This is a genomic window from Virgibacillus siamensis, assembly GCF_039522605.1.
Taxonomy (GTDB): Bacteria; Bacillota; Bacilli; order Bacillales; family Amphibacillaceae; genus Lentibacillus; species Lentibacillus siamensis.
Genome location: NZ_BAAADS010000025.1, coordinates 458,422 through 482,265, shown reverse-complemented (window position 1 = coordinate 482,265; position 23,844 = coordinate 458,422). Strand labels below are relative to the sequence as shown.

General features: G+C 44.1%; 23 protein-coding genes and 1 other annotated feature. Of the genes, 16 read left to right on the top strand and 7 right to left on the bottom strand.

Annotated features, from left to right (window positions below):
* Positions 1 to 53 precede the first annotated feature (53 nt).
* Positions 54 to 818 (bottom strand): anti-sigma factor, encoded by a 765-nt coding sequence (locus ABD010_RS17580; RefSeq protein WP_343816107.1) that lies wholly within the window; start codon positions 816 to 818, stop codon positions 54 to 56.
* Positions 805 to 1,371 carry an RNA polymerase sigma factor gene (locus tag ABD010_RS17575; protein ID WP_343816105.1) on the bottom strand — a complete coding sequence of 189 codons (567 nt, stop codon included), beginning with the start codon at positions 1,369 to 1,371 and terminating at the stop codon, positions 805 to 807. The genes ABD010_RS17580 and ABD010_RS17575 overlap by 14 nt, the downstream gene beginning before the upstream one ends.
* Before the next feature lie 147 nt (positions 1,372 to 1,518).
* On the opposite strand from ABD010_RS17575, the gene ABD010_RS17570 reads away from it, so the two are divergent.
* The 9 genes from ABD010_RS17570 (at position 1,519) to ABD010_RS17530 (ending at position 10,679) form a co-directional block, all read left to right on the top strand.
* Positions 1,519 to 1,914 (top strand): hypothetical protein, encoded by a 396-nt coding sequence (locus ABD010_RS17570; protein WP_343816102.1) that lies wholly within the window; start codon positions 1,519 to 1,521, stop codon positions 1,912 to 1,914.
* A 375-nt stretch (positions 1,915 to 2,289) separates the two neighbouring features.
* Positions 2,290 to 3,279, top strand: a complete 990-nt coding sequence (locus tag ABD010_RS17565; RefSeq protein ID WP_343816099.1) for a LacI family DNA-binding transcriptional regulator — start codon at positions 2,290 to 2,292, stop codon at positions 3,277 to 3,279.
* A 22-nt stretch (positions 3,280 to 3,301) separates the two neighbouring features.
* Entirely contained in the window at positions 3,302 to 4,615 is a 1,314-nt protein-coding gene (locus tag ABD010_RS17560) for an ABC transporter substrate-binding protein (RefSeq protein WP_343816096.1), read from the top strand.
* A 69-nt stretch (positions 4,616 to 4,684) separates the two neighbouring features.
* Positions 4,685 to 6,007 carry an ABC transporter permease subunit gene (locus ABD010_RS17555; protein ID WP_343816093.1) on the top strand — a complete coding sequence of 441 codons (1,323 nt, stop codon included), beginning with the start codon at positions 4,685 to 4,687 and terminating at the stop codon, positions 6,005 to 6,007.
* Positions 6,008 to 6,018: 11 nt separating this feature from the next.
* Positions 6,019 to 6,846 carry a carbohydrate ABC transporter permease gene (locus ABD010_RS17550; RefSeq protein WP_343816091.1) on the top strand — a complete coding sequence of 276 codons (828 nt, stop codon included), beginning with the start codon at positions 6,019 to 6,021 and terminating at the stop codon, positions 6,844 to 6,846.
* 22 nt (positions 6,847 to 6,868) lie between these two features.
* Complete coding sequence (locus ABD010_RS17545; protein WP_343816090.1) at positions 6,869 to 7,591, top strand: ThuA domain-containing protein; 723 nt, start codon at positions 6,869 to 6,871, stop codon at positions 7,589 to 7,591.
* 28 nt (positions 7,592 to 7,619) lie between these two features.
* Positions 7,620 to 8,648 carry a Gfo/Idh/MocA family protein gene (locus ABD010_RS17540; RefSeq protein WP_343816087.1) on the top strand — a complete coding sequence of 343 codons (1,029 nt, stop codon included), beginning with the start codon at positions 7,620 to 7,622 and terminating at the stop codon, positions 8,646 to 8,648.
* A 15-nt stretch (positions 8,649 to 8,663) separates the two neighbouring features.
* A complete protein-coding gene (locus ABD010_RS17535; RefSeq protein WP_343816409.1) occupies positions 8,664 to 9,695 on the top strand; it encodes a Gfo/Idh/MocA family protein in 1,032 nt (343 codons plus the stop codon).
* Positions 9,696 to 9,710: 15 nt separating this feature from the next.
* Positions 9,711 to 10,679: a sugar phosphate isomerase/epimerase family protein gene (locus ABD010_RS17530; RefSeq protein WP_343816085.1), complete on the top strand. Its 969-nt coding sequence runs from the start codon at positions 9,711 to 9,713 to the stop codon at positions 10,677 to 10,679.
* 51 nt (positions 10,680 to 10,730) lie between these two features.
* Here ABD010_RS17530 and ABD010_RS17525 read toward each other — a convergent pair whose 3' ends face one another.
* Together ABD010_RS17525 and ABD010_RS17520 are read right to left on the bottom strand one after the other, a co-directional pair.
* A complete protein-coding gene (locus ABD010_RS17525) occupies positions 10,731 to 11,543 on the bottom strand; it encodes an SDR family oxidoreductase (RefSeq protein ID WP_343816082.1) in 813 nt (270 codons plus the stop codon).
* A gap of 151 nt (positions 11,544 to 11,694) precedes the next feature.
* A complete protein-coding gene (locus ABD010_RS17520; protein ID WP_343816080.1) occupies positions 11,695 to 12,549 on the bottom strand; it encodes a MurR/RpiR family transcriptional regulator in 855 nt (284 codons plus the stop codon).
* 135 nt (positions 12,550 to 12,684) lie between these two features.
* Here ABD010_RS17520 and gnd point away from each other — a divergent pair, with 135 nt between their 5' ends.
* The 6 genes from gnd (at position 12,685) to ABD010_RS17490 (ending at position 19,456) form a co-directional block, all read left to right on the top strand.
* Positions 12,685 to 13,581 carry a phosphogluconate dehydrogenase (NAD(+)-dependent, decarboxylating) gene (gnd, locus tag ABD010_RS17515; protein WP_343816078.1) on the top strand — a complete coding sequence of 299 codons (897 nt, stop codon included), beginning with the start codon at positions 12,685 to 12,687 and terminating at the stop codon, positions 13,579 to 13,581.
* A 50-nt stretch (positions 13,582 to 13,631) separates the two neighbouring features.
* Positions 13,632 to 15,182 carry a gluconokinase gene (gene gntK / locus ABD010_RS17510; protein ID WP_343816075.1) on the top strand — a complete coding sequence of 517 codons (1,551 nt, stop codon included), beginning with the start codon at positions 13,632 to 13,634 and terminating at the stop codon, positions 15,180 to 15,182.
* Positions 15,183 to 15,210: 28 nt separating this feature from the next.
* Positions 15,211 to 16,164, top strand: coding sequence for a sugar kinase (locus tag ABD010_RS17505; protein WP_343816072.1), 954 nt, complete (start codon positions 15,211 to 15,213; stop codon positions 16,162 to 16,164).
* Positions 16,151 to 16,813 (top strand): bifunctional 4-hydroxy-2-oxoglutarate aldolase/2-dehydro-3-deoxy-phosphogluconate aldolase, encoded by a 663-nt coding sequence (locus ABD010_RS17500; RefSeq protein ID WP_343816069.1) that lies wholly within the window; start codon positions 16,151 to 16,153, stop codon positions 16,811 to 16,813. Before ABD010_RS17505 ends, ABD010_RS17500 begins: the two co-directional genes overlap by 14 nt.
* Before the next feature lie 2 nt (positions 16,814 to 16,815).
* On the top strand, positions 16,816 to 17,964 hold the full coding sequence (dgoD, locus tag ABD010_RS17495) for a galactonate dehydratase (protein ID WP_343816067.1): 1,149 nt from the start codon (positions 16,816 to 16,818) through the stop codon (positions 17,962 to 17,964).
* A gap of 133 nt (positions 17,965 to 18,097) precedes the next feature.
* Positions 18,098 to 19,456: a GntP family permease gene (locus tag ABD010_RS17490; RefSeq protein WP_343816065.1), complete on the top strand. Its 1,359-nt coding sequence runs from the start codon at positions 18,098 to 18,100 to the stop codon at positions 19,454 to 19,456.
* A 214-nt stretch (positions 19,457 to 19,670) separates the two neighbouring features.
* Here ABD010_RS17490 and ABD010_RS17485 read toward each other — a convergent pair whose 3' ends face one another.
* Positions 19,671 to 20,288: an NUDIX hydrolase gene (locus ABD010_RS17485; RefSeq protein ID WP_343816062.1), complete on the bottom strand. Its 618-nt coding sequence runs from the start codon at positions 20,286 to 20,288 to the stop codon at positions 19,671 to 19,673.
* Positions 20,289 to 20,318: 30 nt separating this feature from the next.
* A complete protein-coding gene (locus tag ABD010_RS17480) occupies positions 20,319 to 21,182 on the bottom strand; it encodes an SAM hydrolase/SAM-dependent halogenase family protein (protein WP_343816060.1) in 864 nt (287 codons plus the stop codon).
* 105 nt (positions 21,183 to 21,287) lie between these two features.
* Positions 21,288 to 21,559, bottom strand: a binding site (T-box leader).
* Between the two features lie 180 nt (positions 21,560 to 21,739).
* Here ABD010_RS17480 and ABD010_RS17475 point away from each other — a divergent pair.
* Entirely contained in the window at positions 21,740 to 23,293 is a 1,554-nt protein-coding gene (locus tag ABD010_RS17475; protein ID WP_343816057.1) for a flotillin family protein, read from the top strand.
* Between the two features lie 73 nt (positions 23,294 to 23,366).
* On the opposite strand, the gene ABD010_RS17470 is transcribed toward ABD010_RS17475, so the two are convergent.
* The gene (locus ABD010_RS17470; protein ID WP_343816054.1) at positions 23,367 to 23,813 is read right to left on the bottom strand and encodes a YkvA family protein; all 447 of its coding nucleotides are present in this window, start codon (positions 23,811 to 23,813) and stop codon (positions 23,367 to 23,369) included.
* Between the last annotated feature and the right edge of the window lie 31 nt (positions 23,814 to 23,844).

Sequence of the window (23,844 nt, the reverse complement as noted above, 5' to 3'; positions counted from 1 at the left end):
AATTAAAAAAATCCGGGATGCACGATCAAGCGCGCATTCCGGATTTAAAAATTTTATAATGGAGAGCTCATTAAAATATCCCCATGCGGTTTCTGACTGTGTGCGTCCGGTTCTTTCGTAATGGCAATGGTATCCCAATTATGCTCGCCTTGATAGTCAATAACATGGAAAACACTTCCGGACCCATCATGATCGGGGGCAAAATTTCCTGCCCGGTATGGTTTGCCCTCATCGAGTACCCATACCTGATATGTTTCCTTCCCTTCAAGCTGCGGCAAATCGTTGGCTTGCAGAATCAGGTTTAATCCGTCATTTTGGTTGACCATCATCGCAGTTGCCTGACCATTAAAGCCTTCTGACGGCTGCAGTGCCATCATGGCCTGCACATTTTCCAGGTTTATCGTGTTGTCGGGTTCAGGTTCCTGTTCATTATTTTGGGTTGATATATAGACGGCTGCAGCGCCATTCCCAACAAGTGATACCGTCAACAGAGCGACCATGGCAGGTTTCAGCCATTTGTTCCGGTTTGGTGGTAATGTTTTTCTTTTTGATGGAAGTGGCGTAATATTTTCCCGCGCCTTTTCAACAGGTTTTGCTTCATTCAATACATTGGAAAGAACGCGTTGTTTCATCCCTGCCGGGGGTTCCACTGGTTCACTGCTGTATGGAAGTTCATTCGTCAACTGCTGTAATTCCGTCAATTCTTCCTGACAATCCGCACATTCTGCTAAATGCGCCTCATATTCCTTTTCCTGTTCAGGTGTTAGTTGTTTATTAAAATAATCAATCAGTTGATCGCAGTGTTTAGACGTCATCATGAACCCCCCTCTCTTTTCTGGATGAAAGGATTTGATTTAAATGTTTCAGTGCCAGCCTCACCCTTCCTTTAACGGTGCCAAGTGGTAAATTGCATGCTTTCGCGATATTGGACTGTGACATGCTTTTAAAATAAAACAGCTCAATAATTTCCTGCTGTTCTTGTTTCAGTTGTTCGATACATTCCCGGATTACTTCGCTGCATTCGTTCCATACGATGGATTCTTCCGGGGTAGGGTCCTGGGCATGCATGGAATCCCGTTCTTCTAATTCATATGGAGTTTCTTTCTGTTTTCGAACCAGGTCAATACACGCATTTCTGGTAACGGTTAAAATCCAGGATGAAAATTTTCCTTTCCCATCGTCGTAATAAGCTTTTTTTGTCCATATTTTAGTAAACACATCCTGTACAGCTTCTTCTGCAAGAAATTTATTGTTCGTCATTCGATAGGAAAAGGAGAATAACAGCTTTTCATAACGATCATACATTTGCTCCAACGCTTTCTCGTCATTATTCTGTATGCGATAAAATAATTCATTGTCCGTATTTTGCATAACATTCTCCTTCAAACCGGAATATTCATTAGCATACCACACACTATACCGGATGAACATGTATAGTAAACGTACAGAATTGTGATTTGGATCAATTTTAGCGGAGGGAATTTTTTATGGAAGGATAGGTTAGGATTAAAGCAGAACATGAACCGCTGTGGTGGAGACATCAACCGCTGGGAGCAGAACATCAACCGCAAAGAGGGAAACATCAACCGCAAAGAGGGAAACATCAACCGCAAAGAGGGAAACATCGACCGCAGCAGGGAAACATCAACCGCAAAGAGGGAAACATCGACCGCAGCAGGGAAACATCAACCGCAAAGAGGGAAACATCAACCGCAAAGAGGGAAACATCGACCGCAGCAGGGAAACATCAACCGCAAAGAGGGAAACATCGACCGCAGCAGCGGAACATCAACCGCAAAGAGGGAAACATCGACCGCAAAGAGGGAAACATCAACCGCAGCAGGGAAACATCGACCGCAAAGAGCAAAACATTATCCACCGCAAAAAGTACCGGTCACAATCGAGCACGGATGAACAGGATTGACTGAAACATGGTTGGTAGACTGATTGATGAGAGGAGGGAACAATCCATGGTCGAAAGATTACTATAGTGAGATTTGGATACCGATTAAAAAATAATCCGGAAAAGCACAGGGCCCCTGGTTTCTGTGCTTTTTAGCAGTAAGATTTTATTTTTAATGATGTACTGTGAAAGCGCGTTAAGTTAAAACAGTAAATTCACCTAATTATGAAAATTTAAAAATACATATTGAACTCTGCCTGAGTTTGATATATAATGTTTGTGAAATCGATTTCATATTCATCAACGTAATCGTTTTTATTTAGGTCTTTAATGAAATCGATTTCATATATTTAAAAAATCTGAAGGGGGTATTCATTAGCGTAAATATGTCGACTATTGAGGACGTTGCAAAACTGGCAGGAGTTTCAAAAACAACCGTATCCAGGGTACTCAACAATCATCCATATGTTGCTGAAAACAAGAAAGCATTGGTTCACAAAGCGATGGAAGAATTGTTATATGTTCCCAATTCGACTGCCCAGCGGCTGCGGAAGCAAACGACACAGACGATAGCAGTATTGATTCCGCGTATCTCAAATCCGTTTTTCAGCAAAATGGTGGAAGTTATGGAAAATATAGCTGCTGATAATGGGCTGCAGCTGGTGGTATGTCAGACGATGTATGATAAAAAGCGGGAACTGGTGTATCTGGATCTTGTCAAGACAAAGCAGATTGATGGTGTGATTTTAGCCTCTTTGGAGAATGATTGGAATGAAGTAAACGATTACACAAATTTTGCTCCAATCATTTTTTGCAATGAATATGATGACAGGGCACAGGTTCCGACTGTTCGCTTAAATCAATTTGAGGGCGCTTACATTGGAACAAAATATCTCATAGACAAAGGGTATAATAAAATTGCCAAATGCCGGGGGAACAATTTATCTGGCCTGGTAACGGACAGACAAAGAGGTTTTTATCATGCATTGGATGAAGCCGGGCTTCCATTCAGCGAGGAGTGGACGTTCACTGGTGTTTCATTGGTGGAAGACGGCAGACGAGTTTTAAGGGAAATCATTGAAATGGAAAATCGCCCTAATGCAGTATTTACCGGAAGTGATGAAGTAGCAGCCGGAATAATTAGTGAAGCTGGACGTTTGGATGTGAAAATCCCGGATGAACTGGCTGTAATGGGTTTTGATGACCAGCAAATTGCCGGTCTGGTTACACCGGGGTTAACGACAATCCATCAGCCTGTCGACCAAATTGGCAAACGGTCGATGGAAGTTATGATCGATTTACTGCATGGCAAAGGAAGGATGGACGAACAATTGACGTTACTGCCGCTTCACTTGGTCGAGCGAGGTTCAGTTTAAAAAACGATGGGGAGGAAGAATTATGAAGCTAATAAAAAGTTTAACAATATTGGCATTCCTGCTGATTCTCATGTGTGCACTTGCAGCGTGCAGCTCAGGGTCAGGCGGGGAGAGTGAAGGAAATGCAAATGACGGAGAGCAGGCCAAAGACGGGTCAAGTCAGGAAAAAGTGAAGCTTGTTTATGCAAGAGGCCGGGATACGACCGGAGCCACGCAAAAGATTGTTGATTCATTCAACAAGAGTCACGAGAACATTGAGGTTGAGCTGCGTGAAATGCCTGCAGACAGCGGGAAGCAGCACGATGCATATGTCACGATGCTGAATGCGAAGTCGTCAGAGATTGATGTGTTTGATATCGATGTTGTCTGGCCGGCGGAATTTGCACAGGCAGGTTACACCCTCCCGCTTGACCGGTTTATTCAAAAAGATAATGTTGATTTGAGCAAATATAACCAAGGCGCATTAAGTGCGGCGCAGTTTAATGGTAAGCAGTGGGCAATGCCGAGGTATGTGGATGCTGGGTTGCTTTTCTACCGGAAGGATCTCGTGGATCAAGTTCCAAAGACATGGGATGAACTGACGGCTCAGGCTAAAAAACTACAGGGCAAAAAGGGTACAGACTTCGGATATGTTTTCCAGGCGAAGCAATATGAAGGCTTGGTTACGAACGTTGTTGAGTACGTTGCATCGTACGGCGGTCAGATTCTCAATGAAAAAGGTGAAGTTGTGATTAATAGTGATGATACCATTCAAGGTATTAAGAAACTTGTTGAAATCGCAAATGCCGATTATGTTCCGGGTAATATTACGACGTTTACCGAAGTAGAATCTGAAACCGCCTTTATTGAGGGAGAATCCGTGTTTATTCGGAACTGGCCATATCAGTGGGCGCTTGCCAACAATAAGGAAAAATCCGAGATTGCTGGAAAAGTCGGAGTTGCACCTCTGCCGGCAGGTGATGAAAAATCAGCAGCAGCACTAGGCGGGTGGATGGCTGCAATTAACAAATATTCCGAACATAAACAGGCTTCCTGGGAATTTTTGAAATATTTGACGGGGCCTGAGGGGCAGAAAATCATGGCAATCGAGGGTGGTAAGGCACCAAGCTATACCCCTTTGTTTGAAGACAGTGAGGTACTGGAGGCTAATCCGTTTTTCAAAAATGAGGAATTTGTAAAAGGGTTGGATGCTGCGGTATCACGTCCTGTCGCACCGAATTATCAGGAAATCTCAGAAATCATTCAGGTTTCAGTGTCAAAAGCAATTGCCGGTCAGGTATCGGTTGAGCAAGCTGTGAAAAACATGGAAAAAGAACTGAAAGCCGCGTTGAAATAAAACTTAAAAGCATTAGCCTTCAACCAATCTGAAGGCTAATGTGCTTTTAAGGCGAAAAGAGGTGTACGTATGGCAGATCAACAAAAGAAACCAAAAAAAAGTAAGTTGAAACAATCTGAAAAGAGAGCAGCTTACTGGCTGGTGGCTCCGTCCATTCTGTTAATCTTGATTATTGCAATTTATCCCGTTTTGCAGTCCTTTTATTTCAGCCTGTTTGATTTGAGGCTTAATGATCCCACCAAATCGTCGGTTCATTTGAATTATAGTATCAATATAGAGGAGTACCTTAATTACTATCCATTTTTGGAAGGTGATCTTGAAGGTGAAATGAAGCAGGCAGATGGGGCTGTGAAGAACAAATTGACAGATATTCATGCGAATTTAAATCAATTGGATTCAAAGATCCGTGAAGATGCCGGCGACGTGTACGGCAAAGTAAATAAGATGCTGAATAATTTTAAAACACCTCCGTCAGATTTAAGCATGGTGGAAATAACCGATGAAACTGCCGAAGAATTTACGGGGACAATCCAGCACATCAATGAAGAACTAAAAGCACTTGAGGAAAAAGGATCATTATCAAATCCAAAAGAACTAACAGGGCTTGCATCCGGAATGACGGGTGTCATCATTGAACCGAACTTTATCGGTTTTGGTCACTATGCAAATCTGCTCCAAAATGACCGTATGTGGGCATCCCTTGGAAATACGTTCGTATTTACAATTATTTCCGTTTTCTTTGAATTTGTTCTCGGGTTGGCAGTCGCACTGTTAATTAACAAAGCATTCTTTGGACGGGGAATCATTCGTGCTACAGTTTTAATTCCATGGGCTATCCCGACTGCAGTGTCAGCAATGATGTGGAAGTTTTTGTATGATGGCCAGAATGGAATTATTGCCAAATTGTTTCATGATATTGGATTGATTGATTCGATGGGATCACTGTTATCGACGGAACTTGGCGGTATGTTTGCCGTTATTCTGTCAGATGTGTGGAAAACCACCCCATACATTGCGTTGCTTCTGCTGGGCGGGCTGCAGGTAATCCCGAAAACTCTTTATGAAGCAGCATCAATTGACGGGGCTGGGAAATGGAAACAGTTTATTACGATAACATTGCCGATGCTGAAATTGAGTATTCTGGTAGCGTTACTTTTCCGGACGCTTGATGCATTTCGCGTATTTGACCTGATTTATGTATTAACCGGCGGAGGACCTGCAAATGCCACGGAAACGATTTCGATTTATGCGTACCAGGTGATGTTCTCGCAACTGCAGTTCGGTGCAGGATCCGCTATCGCGATTATCGTATTCATCTGCGTTGCCATCATTTCGATGATTTTTGTCAAATTGCTAGGATCTGATTTACTGCCGGAAGGGTCTAAAAAGTAGGAGGGTTGATAATGGAGAAAAAAGCAGGACCGGTGTTTTATATACTATTGGCAATTTTTGTTTTTGTTGTCATGTTTCCGTTTCTATGGGTGTTTTTAAGCTCGATCAAGCCTCCATCAGCCTTGTTCGGCGAAAAAGCGTTCGATTGGTTTGCAAATAATCCGTCACTGAAAAGCTATAAATCTGTCTTTTTTGATCACCCATTTTTAACGTATATGAAAAACAGTTTCATTGTTTCATCGATTACAACGATTTATACCGTATTTACAGCATCGTTTGCGGCATATGCGATTGCCCGCTTGGAATTCCGTGGAAAAACGGTTATTCTTGGGTTGGTTCTTTCGGTCTCAATGTTTCCGCAAATCGCAACGTTGTCACCGATTTATATGATTTTAAAAAACTTGGGACTGACAAATAGTTACTTAGGATTGATTATCCCGTATACAACGATAACACTGCCACTGTCCATCTGGATTATGGTTACGTTTTTCCGGAAAATTCCTCATGACCTGGAAGAGTCGGCGAAAATTGACGGGGCTTCGCTTATGCAAACGTATTGGAGAATTATTTTCCCGCTGGCAGTCCCGGGGATATTTACGACCGCAATTCTGGTGTTTGTTGCAGCCTGGAATGAATACTTATTTGCACTCGCTATTAATACGTCGGAGGCATATAAAACGGTTCCGGTTGGGATCTCGATGTTCCAGGGACAATACTCGATACCTTGGGCAGAGATTTGTGCAGCAACGGTTGTAGTTACGATTCCGCTTGTGGTCATGGTACTGATTTTCCAAAAACGGATTGTCTCCGGACTTACATCTGGTTCGGTAAAAGAATAGATAATAGATTGGAGTGTTTTATATGAAGGTAACCGTATGGAATGAAAACCGGCACGAACAGAAAAACCCTGACGTACGAAAGGCCTATCCAAAAGGGATACATGGTGCAATCGCCGGATTCCTCGAACAAAATGGATACGAGGTATCAGGCGCAACCTTGGATGAGCCTGAGCATGGATTGACAGATGAAGTTTTAAACAATACTGATGTCCTCTTTTGGTGGGGGCATATTGCACATGATGAAGTGGATGATGCTGTAGTTGAAAAAATTAAACAGCGTGTTCTTAGTGGAATGGGGTTAATTGTGCTTCATTCCGGACACCTTTCTAAAATTTTCAGGGCACTTATGGGAACATCATGTGACTTGAAATGGCGGGAAGCTGATGAACGGGAGCGGATATGGGTCTGCAATCCCGGTCATCCGATTGCAGAAGGGGTCGGTGAAAATATTGAGCTTTCCAAAGAAGAAATGTATGGGGAGCATTTTGATATTCCCGCTCCGGACGAATTGGTGTTTATCAGCTGGTTTGAAGGCGGAGAGGTTTTCAGAAGCGGATGCACGTTCAGACGCGGCAAAGGAAAAATATTTTATTTCCGTCCGGGGCATGAAACATACCCGACGTACCATAATCCGGAAATCCAGCGTGTCTTGTTAAATGCCGTAAAGTGGGCTAAACCTTCAGCAAATCCAACACCTGTGTATGGAAATGCCAAACCGCTTGAAACAATTTCGGTAAAGGATTAAATAAGTGACTTGAAGGGAGACGGGGAAAATGGGTAAGTTAACTGTAGCAGTTGTTGGATGCGGAAGTATTGCAAGGAATCGTCATCTGCCGGAATATGCTGGAGAAGAGGATGTCGAAATCAGAGCTGTTTGCGATGTGGTGAACGAACGTGCGGTGGAAATGGCGAATATGTACGGCGCAGTGGCATATGCTGACTATCATGAAATGTTCAAAGATGAAGAGATTGATGCTGTAAGCGTGTGTACGCCAAATGCACTGCATGCGCCGGTATCGATTGCCGCGCTTGAGGCGGGGAAGCATGTTCTATGTGAAAAACCGATGGCAACGTCAAGTGAAGAAGCAGAGGGAATGATCAATGCCGCTGAAAAAAGTGGTAAGAAATTGATGATTGCACACAATCAGCGCTTCGTTCCATCGCATCAAAAAGCCAAGGAACTGATTGCGAGCGGAGAGGCAGGCAGGATTTACAGTTTCCGGACCACATTTGGCCATGGCGGTCCTGAAGGTTGGAGTGTTGATGGTAAACGAAGCTGGTTTTTCAAGAAAGAGTCAGCTTTTATTGGTGCGATGGGGGATCTTGGTGTACATAAATCCGATTTGATTCGGTATTTATTGGGTGAAGAGATTTCCGAGGTTGGTGCACTTGTCGAAAATTCGGCCAAGGAAAATATTGATGTGGACGATAATGCTGTCTGTATTTTAAAAACGAACAGCGGCATCATTGGTACATTAACCGCCAGCTGGTCGTATGTATCCAGCGAAGATAATTCAACGATTATTTATGGGGAAAATGCGATTTTACGGCTGGAGGATGATCCGGTTAACTCGCTTATTGTCCATTACAAAAATGGGGAAATAGTAAAGTATGAACTCGGTCAAATCCAGTCAAATGACGATGGCGGCCAGACAAGTACTCATGTTATTGAAAATTTTGTTTCGTCTGTTTTACAGGATAGGCCGGTGCCGGTCAGTGGCGAAGAAGGGAAAAAATCGCTGGAGGTTATTTTAGCGGCCCTTGATTCCAGTGAAACGAAGCAATTGGTGCAACTTAATTGAAGGTGGTAGATGATGATGGAAAAATTGCGGTTAGGGATTATCGGGGCAGGCGGAATTGCTGTAGGAAGGCATATCCCTGCTTTTCAAAAACTGCAGGACAAAGTGGTATTGCAGGCTGTTCAGGACATCAATGAAACACGAGCACAGCAAATTGCTGACCGCTTTTCCATTCCGGATGTGTTTACGGAATACCATGATATGTTTCGCAAGGTGGATGCGGTTGTTATTTGCACCCCAAACAAATTTCATTCCGAAATAGCAATTTCGGCATTGCAGCATGGTGTCCATGTTTTTTGCGAAAAGCCAATGGCGATAACCGTTGATGAATGCCGTCAAATGATGGAGACTGCTGATAAAACTGGCAACGTGTTAACGATAGGCTATCATTATCGGTTTATGCAGGAACCCCGGGCTGCAAAAGCAATTGTTGATGCGGGCGAAATCGGCAAACCAATCGTCGCCAGGATACAAGCGTTGCGGAGACGAAAAGTACCAGGCTGGGGTGTGTTCACCAACAAATCACTCCAGGGCGGCGGCAGTTTAATCGATTATGGATGTCATTTTCTCGACTTGGCCATGTGGCTGATGGGGAATCCTGATCCCGTCGAGATTACCGGAACAACATACAATGATTTAAGTAAAACGCCGGGGCTTGTGAATGAATGGGGAGAAGTTGATCATTCCACATTTGATGTTGATGATCATGCAACCGCCTACATTAAATTTGACAATGGAAGTTCGTTATTATTTGAAACATCATGGGCTGCCAATGTAAAAGAAGATATCGAATCGGTCAGTATTTCCGGAACGAACGGGGGATTGGATGTTTTTCCGCTTGAAGTAAACCAGGAGAAGAACGGCATGCTGCTGAACAGTGAACCGTACTGGCTGCCTGGTGAGGAAGATCCGGGTGTTCCTCAGGCTGAAGCATTTGTGAACAGCTGCCTCGGACTGTCGGAAGTGCTGGTAAAACCAGAACAGGCGTTAAAAGTCTCACAGATTATCGAATCGATTTATGAAAGCAGTTTTAGTGGAGACCAAATTTAGATAGGGGATGAAGAGATGAAACTTGGTGTGTTTACCGTTATATTTGGGGATAAGTCATTTACTGAAATGCTTGATTATGTTCAGGCGTCCGGATTGGATGCGGTGGAAATTGGTACGGGCGGCAATCCGGGGAATGCCCATTGTGATCTTGATGCATTACTTGAAAGTGAAAGCAAACGTAAGGGATATATGGATGAAGTGTATAAGCGCGGATTATCCATCAGTGCCTTCAGCTGTCATGCTAATCCGATTTCGCCAGACCCTGTATATGCAAAAGAGTCCGATGAAACATTTCGAAAAACGGTCCGACTCGCCGAAATGCTTGGTGTTTCTGTTGTGAATTGTTTTTCCGGAACGGCAGGCGATCATGAACATGCAAAATATCCGAATTGGCCGGTAGCACCGTGGCCAACAGCGTACAGCAATATTTTCGAATGGCAATGGGAAGAGAAGCTGATACCGTATTGGAAGGATGCGGGTAAGTACGCGGAAGAACACAATGTGAAGGTTGGACTGGAATTGCATGGAGGCTTTCTTGTCCATACGCCGCACACGATGCTGAAGCTGCGAGAAGCAACGTCACCGGCAATTGGGGCGAACCTTGATCCGAGTCACTTGTGGTGGCAGGGAATCGACCCTGTAGGAGCGATTAAGATTCTCGGGAAAGCTGGTGCACTTCATCATTTCCATGCCAAAGATACGTACATTGACCAGGATAATGTAAATATGTATGGTCTGCTTGATATGCAGCCATATGATAAAGTGCAAACCCGTGCATGGACATTTCGCTCGGTCGGGTGCGGCCATGGTACACAGGAATGGACGGATATGATCAGCGCACTCCGGACGTATGGGTATGATCATGCCGTCAGCATCGAACATGAGGATCCGCTCATGTCAATTGAGGAAGGCTTCCAGACAGCAGTACGAAATTTGAAGCCGCTGATTATAAAAGATAAGCCCGTTGACGTGTGGTGGGCTTAACCGGACAACAAAAGGAGTTATAGCAGCTAGCTAGAACTCCTTTCTGTTTGTTCACGGCCGCCAACGGGCAAATCCTCCCTCGGTATTTATAATTTGTCCGGTAATCCATGAAGCTTCATTGGTTAAGAGCCAAGTAATCAGCTGGGCAGGATCTTTTGGTTGCCCGAATCGTCCAAACGGAAACATCGGCTTCATCGTATTCCACGCTTCGTTATTCAAATAACCGGTGTTTACAGGACCAGGATTAATTGTATTAACCGTTATATTCTCATCGGCAAGCTGGTCGGCAATTGTGGTGGTAATGTCAGCTAATGCACCTTTAGCCGCGGCGTATGCAATTTCCCCATGCATTGGACCTAAGCGTTGTCCCGAAGTCATGTAAATAATTTTTCCGCGATCTCTTTTTGCATCATGCTGTGAAGCAAAACATTGCGTCAGAAGCAGGGAAGAACGTGTGTTAACGGCATAATGTTTGTCCAACATTTCCGTTGTTAACTCACCAATTGCACCATCACTTCCGCTCAGCCCATGATTGCAAATGAGTGCATCGATGTGTCCACATTTCTCATTTATTTCATCTATTAGTTTCTCCGGTATTTCCGGGTCAGCGAAGTCTCCGCTTACATCAAATAAAAATGCTCCATCGATTAGTTCTGATTCGATCCCTTCTAATACGTGATGCAAATCATCGGCACCCCATGGTTGTTCTTTATCGTGTGGCTGATAATGATGAATGATTACGGATGCTCCCCACGCGGCTGCCTGACATGCAATTGCATAGCCAATCCCCTGCCGGCGGCTAACCCCGGTAATCATTACATTATTCCCTTTCAGCGGGTACGGTTCCCGCGATAACGTAGACATGGATGTGATACCTCCCTTCGTAAATCCAGTATTTATTTCCGTGTTTGTGACATGAAGGCTGAAAGAATACATTTTCCATGGGAGAAAATGAAATCAGTCTTCCTTCAGTAGGAATCAAACTGTGGAAACAGGGATACTTGGTCCTCGAACTTCACAGCCGCTTCAAACTAATTCCGCGCCGCATGTTCTGCAGTGCTTCCTGGCCTGCTTCGTTATTTGCGATCATGACGTTTGTGTAAAGTGCATCAATAATGGTCAGCTGTGCGATTCTGGATGACAGTGCCTCCGAGCGGAAGTCAGTTTCCTCCGCCACTGTGTATAGGTTGATGTCTGCTACCTTGGTAAGCGGAGATTTAGCAAAATTTGTGACGGCAATTGTTGTGACGTTGTTTTCTTTTAGAACCTGCAGAATATCCAGCAGGTCTTTGGTTGATCCGCTGTGCGAAATCAGAATAGCAAGGTCTTCGCTTGTCAATTGAGAGGCAGCCATAATCTGCATATGTGCATCCAAATTCACGTTGATATCAATCCCGCTGCGGATAAATTTATGGTAGGCATCCATCGCAACAACGGCAGATCCGCCACTGCCGAAAAAATGGACTTTACTTGCTTTCAGGATAGCTTCCACTGCGCCTTCGATGACAGTTTCATCCTGTATGTGCAGGGTGTCCTCAATTGTCTTGATGTTGGAGCGGAAAACTTTTTCCGAAACCGTCCCGATACTGTCTTCCTCATTTATTTTTTCATGGATATCCTTAATCGGTGTCACGACTTCAGCAGCAAGTGCAATTTTCAACGCCTGAAAACCTTTAAAGCCAACACGCTGGCAGAAGCGGAATACGGTGGATTCCGCTACCCCCAATTCTTCCGATACCTGATTAATTGTATGGTGAATAATATTTTGGGGATTCTCTAAAATAAAGTCGGCGATTGATTTTTCCTTATCGCTGAACTTACCGTAATTACTTCGTATGCTGGCAAGGCAATGCTGGTTATTGTTTACCATCCAAATTTCTCCTTCTGTTTTTTCTGTATTTCTATTATAAATGAAAAATATTTTTTTCAAAACATTGCATACGGAATTTTTTTTGATATAATAATTAAAACACGGAATTTAATTTCATAAAAGTAGGAGGACATCATGGAAATAGGAATGATAGGCCTCGGCAAGATGGGTCTTAATTTAACGTTGAATTTATTGGATCATCAGCATAAGGTGATCGGGTTTGATAAACATACTGCGTCAGCTGAAAGCGTTGCCAGTGATGGATTTCGTCTGGCGGCATCCGTGACGGAATTGGTGGAAAGTCTGCCAGTGCCGAGAAAGATTTGGCTGATGGTTCCGGCGGGTGAAGTTACGACGGCAGTCATCGATGAATTGATGCCATTGCTGGAAAAAGGAGATATATTGATTGACGGCGGCAACTCAAACTATAAAGATACATTGAAGCGTGCCGAAAGATTAGAAGAACATGGAATTTATTTCTTTGACTGCGGTACGAGCGGTGGAGTCGATGGAGCCAGGGCAGGTGCTTGTACGATGGTTGGCGGCGATGCGGAAAAATTTAACGAAATTGAGCCGCTGTTTCGTGATGTATCGCTTGAAAACGGGTATCTGTATACAGGAAAATGCGGCAGCGGCCACTTTTTGAAAATGGTTCATAATGGTATGGAATATGGCATGATGCAGGCAATTGGCGAAGGGTTCGATATTCTGGAAAAAAGTGAATTTAACTATGATTATGAAAAGGTTGCCAACGTATTCAACCATGGATCGGTTATCCGTTCCTGGCTGATGGAATTGATGGAAAATGCCTTTTCAAAAGATGCCAATTTGGACGAAATTCGTGGTGTGATGAATTCATCCGGTGAAGGAAAGTGGACAGTGGAAACAGCGCTTGATTTACAGGCTGCAGCGCCGGTTATTGCGCTTTCATTAATGATGCGGTACCGCTCACAGGAAGATGATACATTTTCCGGAAAAGTGGTGGCAGCATTGCGAAACGAATTCGGTGGACACGATGTTGTGAAAAAGTAGGTTCGCCACTACTCTTTGCGGTGAGCCAGGTTTATTAAGGAGGAAGACCGATGAAGCAGCAGGATTTATACTTGGGCGTTGATATTGGTACGACAAGCACGAAAGCTGTTCTGTACCGGAAAAACGGGGAAGTAGAGACGACACATACGATAAACTACCCACTTCATACACCGGATACACTAGTGGCGGAGCAGAATCCGGAAGAGATATTTAATGCAGTGCTTGGGGTAATCAGGGAGACAATCCGCAAAAGCAACGTTTCAACTAATCAGCTCCGTCTCATTTCATTCAGTTGTGCAATGCACAGTCTGATTGCAGTTGGTGATAAGGATGAACTGCTGACGAACAGCATTACCTGGGCTGATACTCGCGCAGCTGATTATGCCCGTGAGATAAAGGAAAAATATGATGGCCATGAGATTTATTTGCGAACCGGAACACCGATTCATCCGATGTCCCCACTTGCAAAACTGGTTTGGATGAAAGCCGAGAAACCGGAAATTTTCAGCAAGGCGCGGAAATTTATTTCGATGAAAGAATATGTTTTTCGTAAACTGTTCGGTAAATATGTGATTGATTATTCGATTGCTTCTGCCACCGGATTGTTTAACCTGCAAACATTGGATTGGGATAAAGGTGCATTGGAACTGACGGGTATCACACGTGGGCAGCTATCCGAAATTGTTCCGACAACTCATCAGTTGACAGATGTGAAGGAAGAACATCGTACATATATGGGTATCGGTGCAGATGTTCCGTTCGTAATCGGGGCAAGTGATGGCGTGCTGTCAAACCTCGGAGTCAACGCGATTGATGAAGGTGTTATCGCGGTTACGATTGGGACGAGTGGCGCGATCCGGACCGTTTACAATGAACCTAAAACAGATCCAAAAGGGCGGATTTTCTGCTATGCCCTGACGGAGAACCACTGGGTAATCGGTGGCCCGGTCAACAATGGCGGCATTATATTGCGGTGGCTGCGCGATGAATTTGCTGCTTCAGAAGTGGAAACTGCCAAACGGTTATCGATTGATCCGTATGATGTGCTGACAAAAATTGCTTCCGGTGTCAATCCCGGTGCTGATGGGCTTATTTTTCATCCCTATCTAAAAGGGGAACGCGCTCCAATATGGAATGCCAATGCGCGTGGATCCTTTTTTGGACTAAGCATTCATCATAAAAAAGAGCATATGGTCCGTGCGGTGCTGGAAGGAACACTTTACAATCTGTATTCGGTGCTGCTTGCCCTGGAAGAGCTGACCGGAGAGCCGAAAAGCATCCAGGCAACTGGAGGATTTGCCCGGTCGGAAACATGGCGCCAGATGATGGCGGATATTTTCGATAAGCCTGTTATCGTTCCGGAAAGCTTTGAAAGTTCTTGTCTCGGTGCAGTGGTACTCGGAATGTATGCGACTGGTGAAATAGACGATTTCAGTATTGTTTCAGAAATGGTCGGTGATACGAATACGCATAATCCGGACGAGGAAACCACGAATATTTACCGGGAATTGCTGCCGATCTATATTCGGCTATCCCGAATGCTGAACCACGAATATGAAACGATTGCAGCTTTTCAGCAGAAACATTTGAGCAAGGACTGACGTTCAGTCCTGCAAGAGAGGTGATGTAATGGATGTTGTGACACTGGGGGAAACGATGATACTGTTTGTGCCGGAACATACCGGTCCAATGCGGAATACTGATCGTTTTACCACGAGGGTGGCAGGTGCAGAATCCAATGTCGCGATTGGACTTGCGCGGCTTGGATTTCAAGCGGGTTGGATCAGCCGGCTTGGTGATGATGAATTCGGCAAAAAAATTCGTGCGTTTATTCGAGGTGAAGGTGTTGACACAACCCGGGTGATTTTCGATGCATCTGCTGACACCGGCCTGTTTTTTAAGGAAAAACTTGCGCCCGGTGAATGGCGGGTGAACTATTACCGGAAAAATTCTGCCGCTAGCAGAATGCGTCCTGAAGATATGGATGAATCCTATATCGCCGGCGCGAAATTTTTGCATATAACCGGGATTACACCGGCATTGAGTGAGCATTGCTATGAAACCGTTTTAAGCGCTGTTGAAGCAGCGAAAAAACACGGTGTACTCGTCGTGTTCGATCCGAATTTGCGACGTAAGCTTTGGCAGGAGGAAAAAGCACGGGAAGTTTTGCTTGAGCTGGTCTCAAAAGCGGATATTGTGCTGCCGGGAATGGATGAAGCAGAATTTTTATTTGGCAGCGGATCGCCGGATCAACTGGCCAGGCAGTTTCAGAAATATGGGGTGACCGTTGTTGTCATGAAACTGGGCAAGCAAGGTGCTTATTATTCGGATCAGAATTTTGATGGATATGTGGAAGGGTTTGAAGTTTCGGAAGTGGTTGATCCAGTTGGTGCCGGGGATGGTTTTTCAGCCGGTTTTCTTTCCGGCTTGCTCGATGGCCTGGATTTACATGAAGCTGTCCGGCGGGCCAATGCTGTCGGAGCGATGGTGACAATGGCGCCCGGTGATGTGGAAGGATTGCCTGAAAAAGAGCGTCTCCTGAATTTTGTGCAAAGCCGGAGTCAGGGAGATGTCGAACGATAAGGAGAATGTTTTAATGATAAATACATTGCAGAAAATTTCAGACCATAAACTGGTCGCAGTTGTGCGGGGAGCCAATCCGGAAGATGTGATGCCAATAGCGGAGGCGCTTTTTGACGGTGGAATCCGCATTATGGAAATAACGATGGACACACCGCAAGTGGAAAGCGTCATCAGGGAGCTGAATAAGGCATTTGATGGGGAAATGGTTGTTGGTGCTGGTACGGTTTTGGATCCGGAGTCAGCCCAGACAGCTATCATGGCAGGTGCGAAATTTATTTTTTCTCCGACTGTCAACACGGAAACAATTAAGATGACGAAACGGTATGGCGTGGTCAGTATTCCTGGTGCCCTGACACCAACGGAAATCCTGACAGCGTATGAACACGGCGCAGATCTAATCAAAGTTTTCCCGGCAAGTGTAATGGGTCCCGGTTATTTAAAAGATGTGCATGGACCAATGCCACACGTTCCTCTTATGCCAACCGGCGGGGTGAACGTGTCCAATGTGCGGGAGTATTTTGAAAAAGGTGCCGTTGCAGCAGGTCTTGGCAGTGCACTTGTCAGAACAGATTCTCCGCTGACGAATGATGATTTGCAGGCGATGACGGCAAACGCGAAACAATTTATCGATGCGATTGAAGGTGTGTAACAATGAAAATTACTGATTTTAACCTGTATCAGATTGAACCACGCTGGCTGTTTTTGAAAATCGAAACAGATGAAGGGATCAGCGGCTGGGGTGAGCCGATTGTCGAAGGCCGTGCCCATACGGTTGGTGCTGCTGTAACCGAACTGATGGATTATCTGATTGGAAAAGATCCGCGCACGATTGAAGATCATTTTCAGGTTTTATATCGTGGAGGTTTTTATCGCGGCGGACCGATTCTGATGAGCGCCATCTCTGGAATCGAGCAGGCATTGTGGGATATTAAAGGCAAGTATTACAATATGCCGGTTTATGAAATGCTTGGCGGTGCGGTCCGTGATAACATTCAGATTTATTCCTGGATTGGGGGGGACCGGCCTCAGGATGTCGGGGCTGCTGCGAAAGAAAAAGCTGACGCCGGTTTTACGGCAATCAAAATGAACGGCACCGAGGAAATGAACTATATTGATCGTTACTCAAAAGTGGACGCTGCTGTTGAAAGGGTTGCAGCTATACGTGAAGCGGTTGGAAATGACTTTGGCATCGGCATTGATTTTCATGGACGTGTTCATAAGGCGATGGCAAAAATCCTGGTCAAAGAACTGGAGCCATACCGTCCGATGTTTATCGAAGAACCGGTACTTGCTGAAAATATGGAAGCGTTCCGGGATATTGCCAATCACACGACAACTCCGATTGCAACCGGCGAACGCAACTATACACGCTGGGGCTTTAAGCAAATGCTGACTGACGGTGTAGTTGATATTATCCAGCCGGATCTGTCTCATGCAGGTGGGATTTTGGAAGCGAAAAAAATTGCTGTCATGGCAGAAACATTTGATGTCGCGGTCGCACCGCATGCACCGCTTGGACCGATTAATCTTGCTGCATCACTTCAGCTTGATGCGTGCACACCAAACTGCATCATTCAGGAACAGAGCCTTGGTATTCACTACAATCAGGGGAGCGACCTTTTGGATTACCTGGTTAATCCGAAAGTTTTTGAATATGAAAATGGATCCGTAAAAATACCTAAGGGGGTGGGACTTGGCGTAGATATTAATGAAGAACGGGTTATCGAAGCGGCTAAAAAAGGGCACGATTGGAAGAATCCAATCTGGCGGCATTTCGATGGCACCGTTGCCGAGTGGTAATTTTTTGGAAGTTAAGTATAAAATCCTTTCATACTGCATAAGTGCAACTATGGCTGTCACCTAAAGGCTTGGTGACAACCAAGTTTTCTAAGAAGGATTGGTTAAAGATTTTACATGATGAGGGGGAGACCACATGTCCACTACAGGACTGATTTTACTAGCAGTATTTGGCGTAGCGTTATTGCTGTTTCTTGTTATCAAGACAAAACTGCAGGCATTTATTGCACTACTTGTTGTCAGTTATATTATCGGCTTATTGTCCGGCATGAGTCCGGAGAAAGTATTACAGGCCGTCAGTGATGGAATGGGAGGAACAGTCGCTGAAATTGCCGTTATCATCGGTGTCGGTGCGATGTTCGGTGAAATTCTGAAAGTATCCGGCGGTGCTGAACGTCTTGCCATGACATTAATGGATAAATTCGGTGAGAAGCGTGTTAACTGGGCACTGATGCTGACAGGTTTCATCATTTCGATACCGGTATTTCTCGATGTTGCATTTGTTATTTTAGTACCTATTTTATACAGTCTGGCACAAAAAATGAAAAAGTCATTGCTTTTCTTCGCGATTCCGTTACTTGCCGGTCTAGCGGTTACACACAGCTTTGTACCGCCGACTCCGGGTCCAATCGCGGTTGCATCACTACTGGATGCCAACCTTGGCTGGGTTATTCTGTTCGGTTTGATTGCAGGTATTCCAGCTGCAATCATTGCCGGTCCAATTTTCGGAACATATATTTCGAAAAAAATCCATGTGGAAGTTCCGAAAGAAATGCTGCAGAACATGGCGGAAGATGCACGCGGTAAGGAATATGATAAAGAATTACCAAGTTTCAAGATGATAGCTTCACTGATACTTTTGCCATTATTTCTGATCTTACTGAACACGTTTACAAGTGCTTCCCTCCCGGAAGACAGTACTGTCAGATCAGCGTTGACATTCATCGGTAATCCGGGGGTGGCCTTGACAATCACAGCATTGCTGACATTCTATTTGCTTGGTACACGCCGCGGCTACTCCAAAGAAGAAATACAGGAGATTGCCACGAAATCACTGGAACCAGCCGGTATCATTATTTTGATTACCGGTGCCGGTGGTGTGTTCGGTCAGGTGCTGGTTGAAACAGGAATTGGCGATATCATTGCCAATACGATGCAGAATCTGAACATTCCGGTGTTGGTATTTGCATTCCTTGTAGCCGGTGCTGTTCGTATTGCACAGGGTTCGGCAACCGTCGCTATGGTTACCGCGGCAAGTTTGATTACACCTGTTATCGACACGCTTGGGCTGGAAGGGCCAATTCTTGCTTTGCTCGTAATCACCGTCGCATCAGGTGCTACCATTGCATCACACGTAAACGACTCTGGATTCTGGCTGGTTAACCGATTCCTCGGCTTATCTGAAAAAGATACACTGAAATCCTGGACAGTAATGGAGACAATTATTGGATTTGTCGGTTTTGGTATGTCGCTGATTGTTAGCATGTTTATTTAAATTAAAGTAGAAGGTGAAGGTGTCATTTGGCACCTTCACTTATTTTTTTGCATTCAAATGAGCGAGAGAAATGTCCAGAAAGCGAAACCCGCTGATAAAAAGCCAGAACCCGCCGAAGAAAGCGCCAAAAGTGCTGAATAAATTTAAAAAGTGCCGGATTATTACTTGAATGTGCCGGAAAAATATTTCGGCAAGCTAGCGGTTTCTTTTTCAATCAATCAAAATAAACACCTTCCAGCGGGTTATGCAAATGTCTGAAGGCCAGCTTAATCTGTGATTCTGTATTTCTGCTGATTGACAGGTCGGGCAGTTCGTGTTCACCAAAAAATTCCACTGCACTTGTTTCAATACTTTCAGCAGGTTGTCCGCCGACAATTTCGCATTGGATAAATAGTTTGTAAACATGATAGGCAGACGGCGGGTGTGGATGACATTTTTTGTCCAGCACCCCGATTAATTTTACCGCTTTAACGTCAAATCCTGATTCTTCTTTGACTTCTTTTACGGCCACTTCACTTGGTGTTAATCCGATGTCGCCCCAGCCGCCTGGCAATGACCAGCCGCCATCACTTTTTTCCCGAACCATAAGGATCTTATTATCCTGAAAGACGACAGCCCGAATATCTGCTTTAGGTGTGGCATAGCCGGTTTCATTTGCAAATAATTCCTTTATCGTTGGTTGGTCCACTTCCGTATATTCAGACATGATTTCGACAGCCAGATTTTGCAGTTCTTCATATCGTTCCGTGTCGTATGCATTGTTGGAGTAGGCAATGCCAGCCTGTGCGGCCGATTGAATTTGCTTTGCCCACCCCAGCCATTTTGGATCCATTTTATCCCCACCCGTTCAAAAAATCATTCTTTACTCATTGTACACGATTTTAGGTGCACGGCGAATGGTGATTTTCCAGTTCATGCCGGTTTCGATTTGGTATGCTTTCGCAAAAGAACCCTGGTTAATGGCAACGCCAAGTTTATCAAGGGAATTTACATAGATGAGCGGTTCTCCAAGATGACTGTCGGCGAACGAACGCCCAAATGTCATGATGTTTTTATAAACCTGCCGGGTGTTGTTGGCAATGGTCACTTCAAAGGAATCCCCATATTTAAAATTGGCTTCCTTAAATAAATCATGGTTAATATTTGTCCAGAGGTTGCCAAAACGAACATCATGAATATCGATATTGCCGTGTACAATGCCATCTTCATCCATGTAGGATTGGTTATGTTCGATTTCAATGATGTCCTCCACATCTAACTCCGGGCCAACTTCATCAAATTGAATCGTACCTGAAGCGAGGCGCGCTCCTGTGTATGCATAAACATCCCGGCCGTGAAATGTATATGAATCACCTGATTTTGGCAAACGGTTTACCCGCTCATCAATCTCCCTGACTGCTGTGATGCCGATATTCTGCTTAATGTGTGTAAGTGTGCCATTGTCCGGTGTAACAATATATTGATTCTCCGCTGTTTTAACAACGATACTTAAACGATCGGTTCCGACACCAGGATCTACAACCGAAACAAAAACAGTATCTTCGGGCCAGTAGGAGATGGTCTGGTAAAGCCGGTACGAGCCTTCCCAAATATTAAATTGCGGGATGTCATGTGTTAAATCAAATATTCGCAGCGCTGGAGCAACCGATAAAGCAACACCATACATCGCACTTACTGCACCATCACTTAATCCAAAGTCAGTTTGTAGCACTAAATTTTTACTCATGTTCGATTCCCCCATTTCATTTTTGTTGATACTTAGGATACCGCCCGGAAAACATCATTATCCCTTGGCAATTAAAAAACCACGCCCATGCCGAATATCACATTCGGTAAGGACGTGGTTGTGTTTACGCGGTACCACCTTACTTTACTGTATGCTCGCACATACAGCCTCATTAAGTACGCAAGCTCATGCGGCTTTGGATACTTTGGCATTGGTAACGAGTGCCGAACCCGCCGGAACCTACTGATATCAAGTCGATACGTTCAGCACGAAACTCGGAGGCCATTGTTCAGATACGTACTTTTGCTTCTTTTCAGCTGCCGAAGCTCTCTGCAGAAAAATAACGATATCTTACTTTCCCTCTTCAATGTTCCTTCATTCTGTTTAAGTTTACAGAATTATATCTTATCATTGTGTAGAATGCAAGTTTTTAATCGAAAAACTTTCCCTGAAAAAGAAAAAAAGAAATATACGATTTTTTCCCAATTCATTAAGTACCTTTGTTAGAATATTTATTGTGAAAGGAAATATAAGTGAAATTGGGGGAGACTTCTTTTATGGAAATTATTTTTATTGTGGGATTAATAATCGGTTTAGCTATTATTGTCGGTATTGGATGGTTTATTTATATGAAAATAAAATATAAAACCGTTCCGTCAAACATCGCACTGATTATCACGGGTCCAAAATTGGGAGACCCTGAAAAAGATCATAATGTTTTCCGTGACGAGGAAGGAAGATATTTAAAAGTTATCCGCGGCGGTGGGCACCGTCTCCGTATGTTTCAGACACATACACCGGTTTCATTGACAGCGTTCCAGCTGAAAATTTCAACACCTACTGTTTACACGAAGCAAGGGGTTCCAATTGTCGGGGAAGCTGTGGCGATGATAAAAGTTGCGGATTCGCTGGAAGGCATTGCCAAGTATGCTGAACAATTTCTGGGCAGAGACCAAAAGGATATTGAACATGATATTGCGGAAGTATTGGGAGGCAATCTTCGCGCTATATTATCCAAAATGACGGTGGAACAAATCAATAACGACCGCGAAAGTTTCAACAGTCAGGTTACGGACATTGCGCAAAATCAACTGGATGCAATGGGCTTCAAAATCACAAGCCTTGGTTTAACGGATCTCAAGGATGATGAAGGAAGTGAATATCTGCAAAACCTTGGTCGTCCGCGTACAGCAGAAGTTAAAAAGAATGCGGAAATTGCTGAGGCTACCAATGACCGTGAAACCAAAGTTCACGTTGCGCAGATGAATGAAGAAACGAAGCGGGAAGAATATGAGCGAGAAATTTCAATTGCAGAATCTCGTAAGGACAAAGAGATTAAAGATGCTGTTTTCAAAGAAGAAACCGAGAAAGCACGCGCGAAAACGGAGGCAGCCTATGATCTGGAAAAAGCTGAGCGTGAACTGCAGGTTGAAAAAGAACGACTCAAAGTTACAAGGCAGGATAAGGAAGAATCATTACGCCTGAAGCAGCTTGAACGCGAACGTAACGTTGCACTGGAAAAAGAGGAAGCAAAAGTCCGAAAAGAGAAAGCGGACGCTGAATATTATGAGCGGATAAAAGCGGCAGAAGCTGAAGCGGAATCAAGTGAAAAAGCAGGTCACGCCGAAGCTGAAGTTATAAAAACAAAAAGTCTGGCTGAAGCGGAAGGAATTGAAAAACGCGCTGAAGCACTGAATAAGCACAAAGAAGTAATGATGGTTGAAATGATGATCAAGATGCTTCCTGACTTTGCAAAATCCGTATCCGAACCACTTAGCAATGTGGAATCCATTCGTATTATGGACGGCGGAAATGGCGATGGAGTCGGTAATTTCACCGGGAATGTAACAAACACCATGACTAATCTGCAGGAAAGTCTTGCACAGATGACCGGTCTGGATTTGAATGAAATCATCAACAATATTTCCGGAAAAAGTAATCTGAAAGGTGAGTTGGGGCAAATCGCCAGCTCGCTGGAAAAGAACACCACACCAGATTCGGATGAAAGTGAAGCAGCTGAGATAGATGGAGAAGATGAAAATCATGATGAACACGTAACCGACACTTCACATTCAGATTCAGACGAACCAACCAAGGATGATGAAAAATAATATTGCCATGAGAGCTGACCATGCTGTCAGCTCTCTTTTTGCTCTTTCCAATGCTGGATAATGTTATATTGAGCTAGGATTCCTTTTCCGGTTTGAAATCCTCTTCTATTTCATTATTCTCATCATAGTTTTCACCGAATATCTTCTTCATTCGTTGATGTGCTTTTTGTTTAATCGAATCATCGATATAAGCTTTTATTTTAGATAATGCATAAATAACCACCATTGCATCATCTGCAAATCCAACTAATGGAATGAAGTCCGGTACAACATCTATGGGCAGTATAAGGTACCCGAGTGCACCAGCCATAGTCAATTTAGTTGATTTTGGAGTATCGGGACTTTTTAAACCATAAAATAAAAGCAGGCTGTAGTAGGAGATTTTGTCTCCCATTTTCTTTGCATACTTAAGGAGTTTAGCAATATATTTGTTTTCAGAGAAATGCTTTTCTTTCCCTTTAATCGCTTCGGCGGAATTGAAATTCTCCAATTCTTTTGAATAATTTTTTTCCTGTGACATGATTTCTGCTCCTTTAGACTTGATTTATTAA

What these genes read in the sequence shown, in the direction of transcription:
- ABD010_RS17580 (WP_343816107.1), bottom strand. Translation starts at nt 818, where the DNA reads ATGATGACGTCTAAACACTGCGATCAACTGATTGATTATTTTAATAAA.
- ABD010_RS17575 (WP_343816105.1), bottom strand. Translation starts at nt 1,371, where the DNA reads ATGCAAAATACGGACAATGAATTATTTTATCGCATACAGAATAATGAC.
- ABD010_RS17570 (WP_343816102.1), top strand. Translation starts at nt 1,519, where the DNA reads ATGAACCGCTGTGGTGGAGACATCAACCGCTGGGAGCAGAACATCAAC.
- ABD010_RS17565 (WP_343816099.1), top strand. Translation starts at nt 2,290, where the DNA reads ATGTCGACTATTGAGGACGTTGCAAAACTGGCAGGAGTTTCAAAAACA.
- ABD010_RS17560 (WP_343816096.1), top strand. Translation starts at nt 3,302, where the DNA reads ATGAAGCTAATAAAAAGTTTAACAATATTGGCATTCCTGCTGATTCTC.
- ABD010_RS17555 (WP_343816093.1), top strand. Translation starts at nt 4,685, where the DNA reads ATGGCAGATCAACAAAAGAAACCAAAAAAAAGTAAGTTGAAACAATCT.
- ABD010_RS17550 (WP_343816091.1), top strand. Translation starts at nt 6,019, where the DNA reads ATGGAGAAAAAAGCAGGACCGGTGTTTTATATACTATTGGCAATTTTT.
- ABD010_RS17545 (WP_343816090.1), top strand. Translation starts at nt 6,869, where the DNA reads ATGAAGGTAACCGTATGGAATGAAAACCGGCACGAACAGAAAAACCCT.
- ABD010_RS17540 (WP_343816087.1), top strand. Translation starts at nt 7,620, where the DNA reads ATGGGTAAGTTAACTGTAGCAGTTGTTGGATGCGGAAGTATTGCAAGG.
- ABD010_RS17535 (WP_343816409.1), top strand. Translation starts at nt 8,664, where the DNA reads ATGGAAAAATTGCGGTTAGGGATTATCGGGGCAGGCGGAATTGCTGTA.
- ABD010_RS17530 (WP_343816085.1), top strand. Translation starts at nt 9,711, where the DNA reads ATGAAACTTGGTGTGTTTACCGTTATATTTGGGGATAAGTCATTTACT.
- ABD010_RS17525 (WP_343816082.1), bottom strand. Translation starts at nt 11,543, where the DNA reads ATGTCTACGTTATCGCGGGAACCGTACCCGCTGAAAGGGAATAATGTA.
- ABD010_RS17520 (WP_343816080.1), bottom strand. Translation starts at nt 12,549, where the DNA reads ATGGTAAACAATAACCAGCATTGCCTTGCCAGCATACGAAGTAATTAC.
- gnd (WP_343816078.1), top strand. Translation starts at nt 12,685, where the DNA reads ATGGAAATAGGAATGATAGGCCTCGGCAAGATGGGTCTTAATTTAACG.
- gntK (WP_343816075.1), top strand. Translation starts at nt 13,632, where the DNA reads ATGAAGCAGCAGGATTTATACTTGGGCGTTGATATTGGTACGACAAGC.
- ABD010_RS17505 (WP_343816072.1), top strand. Translation starts at nt 15,211, where the DNA reads ATGGATGTTGTGACACTGGGGGAAACGATGATACTGTTTGTGCCGGAA.
- ABD010_RS17500 (WP_343816069.1), top strand. Translation starts at nt 16,151, where the DNA reads ATGTCGAACGATAAGGAGAATGTTTTAATGATAAATACATTGCAGAAA.
- dgoD (WP_343816067.1), top strand. Translation starts at nt 16,816, where the DNA reads ATGAAAATTACTGATTTTAACCTGTATCAGATTGAACCACGCTGGCTG.
- ABD010_RS17490 (WP_343816065.1), top strand. Translation starts at nt 18,098, where the DNA reads ATGTCCACTACAGGACTGATTTTACTAGCAGTATTTGGCGTAGCGTTA.
- ABD010_RS17485 (WP_343816062.1), bottom strand. Translation starts at nt 20,288, where the DNA reads ATGGATCCAAAATGGCTGGGGTGGGCAAAGCAAATTCAATCGGCCGCA.
- ABD010_RS17480 (WP_343816060.1), bottom strand. Translation starts at nt 21,182, where the DNA reads ATGAGTAAAAATTTAGTGCTACAAACTGACTTTGGATTAAGTGATGGT.
- ABD010_RS17475 (WP_343816057.1), top strand. Translation starts at nt 21,740, where the DNA reads ATGGAAATTATTTTTATTGTGGGATTAATAATCGGTTTAGCTATTATT.
- ABD010_RS17470 (WP_343816054.1), bottom strand. Translation starts at nt 23,813, where the DNA reads ATGTCACAGGAAAAAAATTATTCAAAAGAATTGGAGAATTTCAATTCC.